Raw genomic sequence first — 10,600 nt, 5'->3', positions numbered from 1 at the left:
GCGGCGGGGCCGGGGCCGGCGGCCGGGCGCGGCGAGGCGCTCCAGCTCCTCGGCGAAGGCCCGCGCGCCCGGCCAGCGCCGTTTTCTGTCCGGCTCCAGCGCCCGCAGCAGCGCCCGCCGCACCGCCGGGTCCAGACCCGGACGCAGCCGGTCGGGCCGTACGATCCCGCCCGGCTCGCCCGGCACCTCCCCGGTGACCAGGTGGTAGCCGAGCGCACCCAGGCTGTACACGTCGGCCCGCGCGTCGATGCCGCTGCCCGCGCTCGCCTGCTCCGGCGGCCGGTAGCCCGCCGATCCCGCGGCCTGGGTGAGGCCGGACGCCTGGGCCAGGCTCTTGGCCAGCCCCAGGTCGGCCAGCAGCACCCGCGACCCGCCGCCGGGGGAGGAGCACAGCAACACGTTGCTCGGCTTGATGTCCCGGTGCACGATCCCCGCCTCGTGCAGCGCGGCCGCGCCGCGGGCGGCCGACGCCGTCAGCCGCAGCGCCTCGGGCACCGGCGGCGGACCGTCGGCGACCAGGTCGGCGAGGGTGCCGCCGTCGGCGTACTCCATGACGAAGTAGGGCCGCCCGTCCGGGAGTTCACCGATGTCGTGGACCTGCACCACCCGCTGGGAGCCGGCCTGCCGCAGCATCCGCGCCTCCGCCAGGAAGCGCTCGCGGACGTCCAGGCGGTGGGACCAGTTGTCGGCGAGGACCTTCACCGCCACCGGCGCCCGCAGCTCGTCGTCGTGCGCGAGCCAGACGGTGCCGAACGCGCCCGCGCCAAGGCGCCTTTCGAGCCGGTAGCGCCCGATCCGCTCGACGGAGTGCATACGACTATCATGCCTGGCCGTGGACCGATCCCGAGCAGAGCACCTGGTCGCGCCCGTCGAGGACCTCGCCCGGCACGCGGCGGCCGGGGACCGCGCGGCGCTGGAGGAACTGCTGCGCACGGTCCGGCCCGAGGTCCTGCGGCGCTGCGGCCGCTTCCTGCCCTGCCGGGAGGACGCGGAGGAGGCGGCCCAGGACGTGCTGCTGCAACTCGCCCGGAAGATCGGCACGTTCGAGGGGCGCAGCCGCTTCGGCACCTGGCTGTACACCGTCGTGGCCAACTGCTGCCGGCAGAAGTACCGCGAACTCAGACGGCGGTCCGCCGAGGTGCCCGCCCCGGCGGACGAGGTGCCGCGGGCCGACCCGCGCACCACCAGCGTCATCGCCGGCTCCCGTGTCGACCTGCTGGAGGCGCTGGAGCGGCTCGAGCGCGAACACCCGCAGCTGGTCGAGCCGTTGGTCTACCGCGACATCTGCGAGCTGGAGTACGCCGAGGCCGCCGAGCGGGCCGGGATTCCGCTGGGCACGTTCAAGTCGCGTCTGCACGAGGCCCGCCGGCAGGTCAGGCCCTGGCTGGCGGACCTGTCCTGAGCGGGCGGCCACCGGGCCCCCGGCGCCGTCAGTCCGCGTCGAGCAGCCCGATCTCCGCCCAGATCGTCTTGCCCTCCGCCGTGTGCCGGCTGCCCCAGCGCTGGGTGAGCTGCGCGACCAGCAGCAGCCCGCGGCCGCCCTCGTCCCACGTCTTGGCGCGGCGCAGGTGCGGGGCGGTGTGGCTGGTGTCGGACACCTCGCAGATCAGCGTGGCCGCGTCGTGGATGAGCCGGAGCCGGATGGGATGGGCGCCGTACCGGATCGCGTTGGTGACCAGCTCGCTCACCACCAGCTCGGCGGTGAACGCGGCCTCCTGCATGCTCCAGGTGTCCAGCTGCTCGACGACCTGCTTGCGGATCGGGCCGACCAGCGCCGGGTCGGCGGGGATGTGCCAGGTCGCGACCTGGGTGGCGGGCAGGCCGCGGGTGCGTGCCAGCAGCAGCGCCACGTCGTCCTGGGCGCCGCCCGGCGGGAGCAGGGCGTGCAGGATCCGGTCGCAGGTCTCGTCCAGCGAGTCGGAGTACGTCGCCAGGGCGTCGCACAGCAGCCGGTGGGCGGCGTCCACGTCCCGCTCGCGGGTCTCGATCAGACCGTCCGTGTAGAACGACAGCACGCTGCCCTCGCGCAGCTCCAGCTCGGCGCACTCGAACGGCAGCCCGCCCAGGCCCAGCGGCGGCCCGGCAGGCAGCTCGACCTGCTCGGGCACGCCCCCGGGCCGGACCACCACCGGCGGCGGATGGCCGGCACGGGCGAGCGTGCAGCGCCGCGAGACCGGGTCGTAGACCGCGTACAGACAGGTGGCGCCGACCTCGCCGGGGCTGCCGTCGCCTCCGGCCTCGTCGGACAGCCGCACCACCAGGTCGTCCAGGTGCGTCAGCAGCTCGTCCGGGGCGAGGTCGATGTCGGCGAGGGTGCGGACGGCGGTGCGCAGGCGGCCCATGGTGGCCGAGGCCTGGATGCCGTGCCCGACGACGTCGCCGACGACCATGGCCACCCGCATCCCGGACAGCGGGATCACGTCGAACCAGTCGCCGCCCACCCCGGCGCGCGCCGCCGGCAGGTAGCGCGAGGCGGCGTCCACGGCGGCCGTGCGCGGCAGCGAGCGGGGCAGCAGACTGCGCTGCAGGGCGAGGGCGGTCTCCCGCTCGCGGGAGAAGCGGCGGGCGTTGTCGACGCACACGCCGGCCCGCGCGGTGATCTCCTCCGCCAGCAGCACGTCGTCCGCGGTGAACGGGTCGGGACGCCGGAACCGGGTCAGGACCGCGACGCCGAGGGTCAGTCCACGGGCCTGGACGGGCACCGACATCGTGCAGTGGATGCCGTACTCCCTGACGCGGTCGGCGCGCGCCTTGTGCCAGCTCAGCCACTGGTCGATGTCGCCGGCGGCGACCGAGGCGACGATCGTGCGGCCCGCCATCAGGGAGTCGGCCTGGGGCGAGCCCGCGGGGTAGTGCTCGATCTGCCCGGGTTTGAGGACGGCCTCCGGGGTGCCGGGGTTCACCGAGGCGTGCGCGGCGCGGCGCAGGCCGATCGGCGCGCTCAGCCGGGGCGCGGGCTCGCCGTGCTCCGTCGGGTCGAGCAGGTCGATGCTGACCAGGTCGGCCAGCGCCGGGACGAGGACGTCGGCCAGCTCCTGCGCCGTGCGGGTGACGTCGAGGGTGGAGCCGATGCGCACGCTCGCCTCGTTGACCAGTTGCAGCCGCTCCCGGGCGAGGTAGTTGTCGGTGAAGTCGTGCGCGGCCAGGCACACCCCCCGCACCCGTCCCTCGGCGTCCGTGATCGGGGCCAGCCGGGCGAGCCAGGCGTGCGCGCGGTCCTCGCCGCCGGTGCGCATCCATGTCTGCACGTCCAGCGCCCGGCCGCTGGTGAGCACCTGGAGCATGTGCTGCTCCAGCTCCTCGCTCTCGGGCTTGCCGCCGATCTCGGGCAGCCGCATGCCCTGGATGAGGTGCTCGGGCAGCCCGATCACGTCGGCCATGGCGTCGTTGACGTGGCGCAGCCGCAGCCGGTCGTCGTAGACGGCGACGGCGCAGGGCGACTGGGTGAGCGCCGCGGTGGCCAGCGGGTCGTCCTCGGAGGGCGGGCCGCCGCCGTCCAGGGGGCTGACCACCAGCCAGCGGCCGGGGCTGCCGAGCCGTGCGGGCCGGTGATGGGCGAGCAGCCACGCGGAGACCTCGTGGCCGTCGCGGTGGCGCAATGTGACGGTGCCGTCCCAGCGGGGCCCCAGGGGCGCGATGGCGTCCGACGCGGCCAGCAGCCGCCGGGCGGGACGCCCGACGACCTCGGCGGCGGGCCAGCCCAGCAGCAGCTCGGCGCCCGTGTTCCACTCGACGAGCGTGCCGGAGTCGTCGAGGACGGCCCGAGCCGTCGCGGCATCGTCGAACGGATACTCCGGGCCCATCGCCACTCCATCGCGAACACTCACAGTGAACCGCTGGGTCACTTCGGTTCCAGACTAGTCCGTCGGCGCCCGGCGCGGACGGCGAACCCCGTCGCCCGCGCGGCGGGCGGGTCAAGGGGCAAATCCGGCCACTGCGCCCTCCTGAGACGGAACGCGCTTGCCGCACCCTTGACGCCGCCGAGTGGCCCACCGTCAGAATCTGTTTGTTCGCGATCAGTTGTGAGTACTTCTGGGCCCTGATGAGGGAGAAGCCGCGATGACGGTCACTCGCAGATCGGTTCTGCTCGCCTCCACCGCCGCGCCGGCGGCCGGAGTGCTCCTCGCCACCCCGGCGGCCCGGGCCGCCGAGGCCGCCGGGGGCGCGTCCGGCCGGCTGACGGTCGCCCTGCGTGACGGCTGGCGCTTCGCGCTGGTCGACCCGGGCGGGATCAGCGATCCGACCGGTGCCTACGCGAACGCCCCCGACCCCGCCTACGACGACTCGGAGTGGCGCGAGGTCGCCGTGCCGCACGACTGGAGCATCGAGCAGACCCCCACCACCGAGCACGGCACCACCAGCGGCACCGGCTTCTTCCCCGGCGGCCTCGGCTGGTACCGCCTGGCCTTCACCCTGCCGCCCGCACTCGCCGGCAAGCGGATCTCGGTGGAGTTCGACGGCGTCTACATGGACTCCTCCGTCTACTGCAACGGCACGCAGGTCGGCCGCCATCCCTACGGCTACACCGGCTTCGCCCTCGATCTCACCGATCTCGTGCACACCGACGGCACGTCCACGAACGTGATCGCCGTCAGGGTCCAGAACCGGCTCCCCAGCAGCCGCTGGTACTCGGGCAGCGGCATCTACCGCGAGGCGCGCCTGGTGATCACCGATCCGGTGCACGTGGAGCGCTGGGGCACGTACGTCACCACGCCGGACATCACGGCCGAGCGAGCCGTGGTCAGGGTAAGGACCGCGGTGGTGAACGAGTCGGGGGCCGCGAGCGCGGTGGAGATCAGGTCGGCCGTGAAGGACCCCCGCGGCCGTACCGTGGCCCGCGCGGCGACCACGGTCACGGTCACCGACAAGGCCGCCGACATCCACGAACTGACCGTGCCGAAGCCCCTGTTGTGGGACTTCGCCACCCCGGAGCACCGCTACACCCTGGTGACCGAACTGCGCGTCGGCGGGAAGCCCGTCGACACCTGCCGCACCACGTTCGGCATCCGCGGCTACCGCTTCGACCCCGACGAGGGCTTCTCCCTCAACGGCACCCCCGCCAAGATCAAGGGCGTCGACCTCCACCACGACCAGGGCGCCCTCGGCGCGGCCGTCAGCCTCGACGCGGTCCGCCGGCAGATGACCCTCATGAAGTCGATGGGCGTCAACGCCTTCCGCACCTCGCACAACCCGCCCTCGCCTCAGATGATCCAGGTCTGCGAGGAACTGGGCATCGTGATGATGGTCGAGGCCTTCGACTGCTGGAGGACCGGCAAGACCACGTACGACTACGGCCGCTTCTTCGACGAGTGGTGCGAGAAGGACGCCACGGAGATGGTCCTCGCCGCCCGCAACTCGCCCGCGGTGGTGCTGTGGTCCATCGGCAACGAGATCCCCGACTCGACCTCGACCGCCGGACTCGCCATGGCCGACCGGATCATCGGCGCGATCAAGGCCGCCGACGACACCCGGCCCCTGGTCATCGGCTCCGACAAGTACCGCACCCCGCCCGCCAAGGGCTCCGCCGCCGACCTGATGCTGGCCAAGCTCGACGGCCTCGGCCTCAACTACAACACCGCCCGGTCGGTCGACGCCCTGCACGCGGCCTACCCGCACCTGTTCCTCTTCGAGTCCGAGTCGTCGTCGGAGACCTCGACCCGCTCGACGTACCAGGAGCCCGAGCACCTCAACACCGGCGAGAACCACACCCCGGGCGGACGCGCGACCTCCTCCTACGACAACAACCTCGCCTCCTGGACCATGAGCGGCGAGTACGGCCACAAGAAGGACCGGGACCGCAAGTGGTTCGCCGGGCAGTTCCTGTGGTCCGGCATCGACTACATCGGGGAGCCGACCCCGTACAACGTCTTCCCGGTGAAGGCGTCCTTCTTCGGCGCGGTGGACACCGCCGGTTTCCCCAAGGACATGTACCACCTCTTCCGCAGCCAGTGGACGGCCGAGCCGATGGTGCACCTGCTGCCCATGAGCTGGAACCACGAGGAGGGCGACACCGTCGAGGTGTGGGCGTACTCCAACGTCGCGAGCGTCGAGCTGTTCCTCAACGGCACGTCCCTCGGCACCCGTTCGTTCGACTCCAAGAAGACCGTCGACGGCCGCGCCTACCTGGAGACCACCGAGGCGACCGGCGACGACAAGACCGTCACCGGCGGCCCCTACCCCGGCAGCTACACCAGTCCGAACGGCAGCGCCGGCAAACTCCACCTGACCTGGAAAGTCCCCTTCGCCCCGGGCGAGTTGAAGGCGGTGGCCAGACGGGACGGCAAGGCGGTCGCGACCGACGTGCTGCGCACCGCGGGCAGGGCGCACGCCGTGCGGCTCACCGCCGACCGGGCGTCCGTCGCCGCGGACGGGCGGTCGCTCGTGTTCGTGACCGCCGAGATCGTCGACGCGCGCGGGGTGGTCGTGCCCGATGCCGAGGACCTGATCACCTTCGACGTCGACGGCGGCTCCCTCGCCGGACTCGACAACGGCCGCCAGGAGAGCGCCGAGCGCTATCAGGCCACCACCCGGACCGCCTTCCACGGCAAGGCGCTCGCGATCGTGCGCTCCGGCACCCGGTCCGGCCGCCTGAAGGTGACCGCGCGGGCACAGGGCCTGCGTGCCGATACGGCCACGGTGCGCACCACCCCGGCCCGCTCGGCCGCGACGACGCCTCCGCCGAAGTTCGCCCCCGAGCAGCCGCCCGCCCCGAACTACCCGCTCGCGGAAGCCAGTTACTCCGGACGCCCGGACACCCTGCCCGCCGCGATGCTCGACGGTGACGCGGCCACCGGCTGGTCCAACGCCTTCGCCAAGTCGGCCACCGCCCTGCTGCCCGCGTTCGGCGGAGCCCGGCCGCGGGACTGGGTGTCGGTGGACTTCGGGCGGCGCCGGAGCATGAGCCGGGTGGAGGTCTCCTTCACCGTGGACGCGACGCACGGCCTGCCGGCGTCCGTCGAGGCGGCCGTGTGGGACGGGGAGGCGTTCGTGCCGGTCGAGGGGGCGTCCGTGGAGTGGGCGACCGCCTCGGACGCGCCGAGCGTCCTCACCTTCGACGCGGTGACCGGCTCCCGGCTGCGGCTCACCCTGACCAGCCGCCACCCCGGTGAGACCACCGGCGCGGTACGCATCAGCAAGCTGGAGGTGCCGGCCGGTTGACACGCCGGTCGACGGTCCGGACGGCAAACCAGTGCCGTCCGGACCGTTGACGCGGTGTCATGGCGCCAACAAGCATGAGCGGCGTCCGCATCTGGGAGCGCTCCCATCGCTGGGGTGATGGGAGCGTTACCCGCACCTCCGCCCGAGGAGCCCAGACGTGAAACGACGCAGAACCGTCCTGCTGGCCCTGACCGCCCTGCTGGGCGCGGCGCTGACCGGCCTGCCCGCCGGGCCGGCCGCCGCCGACGAGGTCGAGCAGCTCAAGAACGGCACCTTCGACACCACCGCCGATCCCTGGTGGACGACGCCCAACGTCACCGCGGGACTGTCCGGCGGGCAGCTCTGCGCGGACGTGCCCGGCGGCACCACCAACCGCTGGGACGCGGCCGTCGGCCAGAACGACGTCACCCTCGTGAAGGGGGAGACGTACAGGTTCAGCTTCAAGGCGTCCGGTTCGCCCGCGGGGCACGTGGTGCGGGCGATCGTGGGCCTTCAGGTGTCGCCCTACGACACCTACTTCGAGGTGAGCCCGCAGCTCAGCGTCTCCGGTGACACCTACGCGTACACCTTCACCTCGCCCGTCGACACCACCCAGGCGCAGGTCGCCCTCCAGGCCGGCGGCAGCGCGGACGCCTGGCGGCTGTGCATGGACGACGCCTCGCTGCTCGGCGGGGTCCCGCCTGAGGTGTACCACCCCGACACCGGGCCACGGGTGCGCGTCAACCAGGTCGCCTACCTGCCCTCCGGCCCCAAGAACGCCACCCTGGTCACCGACGCCACGACGAAGCTTCCCTGGCAGCTGAAGAACGCGGGCGGCGCGACGGTCGCCCACGGCTGGACCGTGCCGCGCGGCACCGACGTCTCCTCCGGGCAGAACGTCCACTCCATCGACTTCGGCGGCTTCCGCAAGGCCGGCAAGGGCTTCACGCTGGTCGCGGACGGCGAGACCAGCCGGCCCTTCGACATCGGCCGCAGCGCGTACGAGCGGCTGCGGCTGGACGCGGTGAAGTACTACTACACCCAGCGCAGCGGCATCGCGATCCGCGACGAGCTGCGGCCGGGCTACGGCAGGGCCGCCGGGCACCTGAACGTGGCGCCCAACCAGGGCGACGCGAACGTCCCCTGCCAGCCCGGCGTCTGCGACTACACGCTCGACGTCACCGGCGGCTGGTACGACGCGGGCGACCACGGCAAGTACGTCGTCAACGGCGGCATCGCCACCTGGGAGCTGCTGAGCACCTACGAGCGCGAACGCCTGGCCCGCACCGGTCAGGCGGCGCGACTGGGCGACGGCACCCTGGCCATCCCCGAGAGCGGCAACAAGGTGCCCGACATCCTCGACGAGGCCCGCTGGGAGCTGGACTTCCTGCTGAAGATGCAGGTCCCGGACGGACAGCCGCTGGCCGGCATGGCCCACCACAAGGTCCACGACGCGCAGTGGACGGGTCTGCCCCTGCTGCCCGGCGACGACCCGCAGAAGCGGGAACTGCACCCGCCGTCCACCCAGGCGACGCTGAACCTGGCCGCGACCGCGGCGCAGGCCGCCCGCCTGTACCGGCCCTACGACCGCGCGTTCGCGGCGAAGGCCCTGACCGCCGCCCGCAAGGCCTGGTCCGCCGCGCTCGCCCACCCGGCCATGTACGCCTCGGCGAGCGACGCCACCGGAGGCGGCGCCTACGACGACACCAACGCCACCGACGAGTTCTACTGGGCGGCGGCGGAGCTGTATCTCACCACCGGGGAGAAGCAGTTCGCCGACTACGTGCTGAACTCGCCCCAGAACACGGCCGACATCTTCGGCCCCAACGGCTTCGACTGGGGCCGGACGGCGGCCGCCGGACGCCTGGACCTGGCGACGGTGCCGAGCAAGCTGCCCGGCCGTGACAAGATCCGCCGGTCCGTGGTCGAGGGCGCCGACCGTTACCTGGCCACGCTCGCCGCCCAGCCGTACGGAATGCCGTACGCCCCCGTCGACAACCTCTACGACTGGGGCTCCAGCCACCAGGTCCTCAACAACGGAGTCGTCCTGGCCACCGCCTACGACATCACCGGGGCGTCGAAGTACCGCGACGGCGCGGTCGAGACCATGGACTACATCCTCGGCCGCAACGCCCTGAACATCTCGTACGTCACCGGCTACGGCGAGGTCAACTCCCACAACCAGCACAGCCGTTGGTACGCGCACGAACTCGATCCCAACCTCCCGAACCCGCCGAGCGGGACCCTGGCCGGCGGCGCCAACTCCTCCATCCAGGACCCCTACGCGCAGAGCAAGCTCCAGGGCTGTGTCGGTCAGTTCTGCTACATCGACGACATCCAGTCCTGGTCGACGAACGAGACGGCCATCAACTGGAACGCGGCCCTGGCCCGGATGTCCTCCTTCGTGGCGGACCAGGGCTGAGGTCCCTCAGGGCCCTGGCTCGTGCTCCACGAGCTCCCTCGGCCGCCGGTGGGCGGTGAGGGTGTGCAGTTCGGCCTGGTCGAGCGGCTGGTGCACCTCGACGTACTCCCCGTGCGGCAGCCGCTTGATCACGCCGGTCTCCCGGCCGTGCAACACCAGCTCCGCGTCGCGGAGTTGAAGACCGATGCAGACGCGGCGGGTGACGACGAAGACGACCGCCGGGAGCACGAAGACGGCGACCCGCACCGTCCAGGTGACCGTGTTGATGGACAGGTGGAGCCGGGTGGCCACGATGTCGTTGCCGCCGCCCGCGAGAAGGACCAGATAGAGGCTGATCCAGGCCGCGCCGATCGCGGTGCGGACCGGGCGGTTGCGCGGGCGGTCCAGCAGATGGTGCTCGCCGCGGTCGCCGGTGACCCGGGCCTCCAGGAACGGGTAGACGCCGATGAAGACCAGCAGCAGCGGGAACACCACGACGGGTATCAGCACCCCGAGGACCAGGGTGTGCCCCCCCAGCGTGACCTCCCAGCCCGGCATCACCCGGACCAGGCCCTCCGCGAAGCCCAGGTACCAGTCCGGCTGGGCGCCCGTGGAGACCTGGTCGGGGCGGAAGGGGCCGTAGACCCACACCGGGTTGATCGTCGCCACTGCCGCGACCAGCGACAGCGCGCCGAAGACGAGGAAGAAGAAGCCGCCCGCCTTCGCCAGGTACACCGGCATGAACGGCGTGCCGATCACGTTGCGTTCGGTCCGTCCCGGACCCGCGAACTGGGTGTGCTTGTGGTACACGACCAGGATCAGGTGGGCCACCACCAGCGCCGCCATGATGCCCGGGATCAGCAGGATGTGCAGCGAGTAGAAGCGCGCCACGATGTCGTGGCCCGGGAACTCGCCGCCGAACAGGAACATCGACAGGTACGTCCCGACGACCGGCACCGACAGCAGCGCGCCGTTGACGAACCGCAGGCCCGTGCCCGACAGCAGGTCGTCCGGCAGCGAGTAGCCGAACAGGCCCTCGAACAGGCCGAGGAACAGCAGCAG

6 protein-coding genes are annotated in these 10,600 nt (G+C 72.4%); 3 read left to right on the top strand and 3 right to left on the bottom strand.

Annotated elements, in window-relative coordinates; translation table 11 throughout:
- The coding region (locus M8J74_RS37435) for a serine/threonine-protein kinase (RefSeq protein ID WP_249840704.1) at positions 1 to 813 on the bottom strand (813 nt) is incomplete at its 3' end.
- Between the two features lie 19 nt (positions 814 to 832).
- Here M8J74_RS37435 and M8J74_RS37430 point away from each other — a divergent pair.
- On the top strand, positions 833 to 1,402 hold the full coding sequence (locus M8J74_RS37430) for an RNA polymerase sigma factor (RefSeq protein ID WP_249840703.1): 570 nt from the start codon (positions 833 to 835) through the stop codon (positions 1,400 to 1,402).
- A 28-nt stretch (positions 1,403 to 1,430) separates the two neighbouring features.
- Here M8J74_RS37430 and M8J74_RS37425 read toward each other — a convergent pair whose 3' ends face one another.
- Positions 1,431 to 3,803, bottom strand: coding sequence for a SpoIIE family protein phosphatase (locus tag M8J74_RS37425; protein WP_249840702.1), 2,373 nt, complete (start codon positions 3,801 to 3,803; stop codon positions 1,431 to 1,433).
- Between the two features lie 256 nt (positions 3,804 to 4,059).
- On the opposite strand from M8J74_RS37425, the gene M8J74_RS37420 reads away from it, so the two are divergent.
- Together M8J74_RS37420 and M8J74_RS37415 are read left to right on the top strand one after the other, a co-directional pair.
- Entirely contained in the window at positions 4,060 to 7,158 is a 3,099-nt protein-coding gene (locus M8J74_RS37420) for a glycoside hydrolase family 2 TIM barrel-domain containing protein (protein ID WP_249840701.1), read from the top strand.
- A gap of 157 nt (positions 7,159 to 7,315) precedes the next feature.
- Positions 7,316 to 9,559, top strand: coding sequence for a glycoside hydrolase family 9 protein (locus tag M8J74_RS37415; protein WP_249840700.1), 2,244 nt, complete (start codon positions 7,316 to 7,318; stop codon positions 9,557 to 9,559).
- Between the two features lie 6 nt (positions 9,560 to 9,565).
- Here the strand turns inward: M8J74_RS37415 and qcrB are convergent.
- Positions 9,566 to 10,600, bottom strand: a 1,035-nt coding sequence (gene qcrB, locus M8J74_RS37410; protein ID WP_249840699.1) for a cytochrome bc1 complex cytochrome b subunit, incomplete at its 5' end; no start/stop codon positions are given.

This window comes from Streptomyces panaciradicis (genome assembly GCF_023516615.1).
Classification (GTDB): domain Bacteria; phylum Actinomycetota; class Actinomycetes; order Streptomycetales; family Streptomycetaceae; genus Streptomyces; species Streptomyces panaciradicis.
The sequence above is the reverse complement of the archived record's forward strand: the minus strand, read 5'-3'. Positions and strand labels throughout refer to the sequence as shown.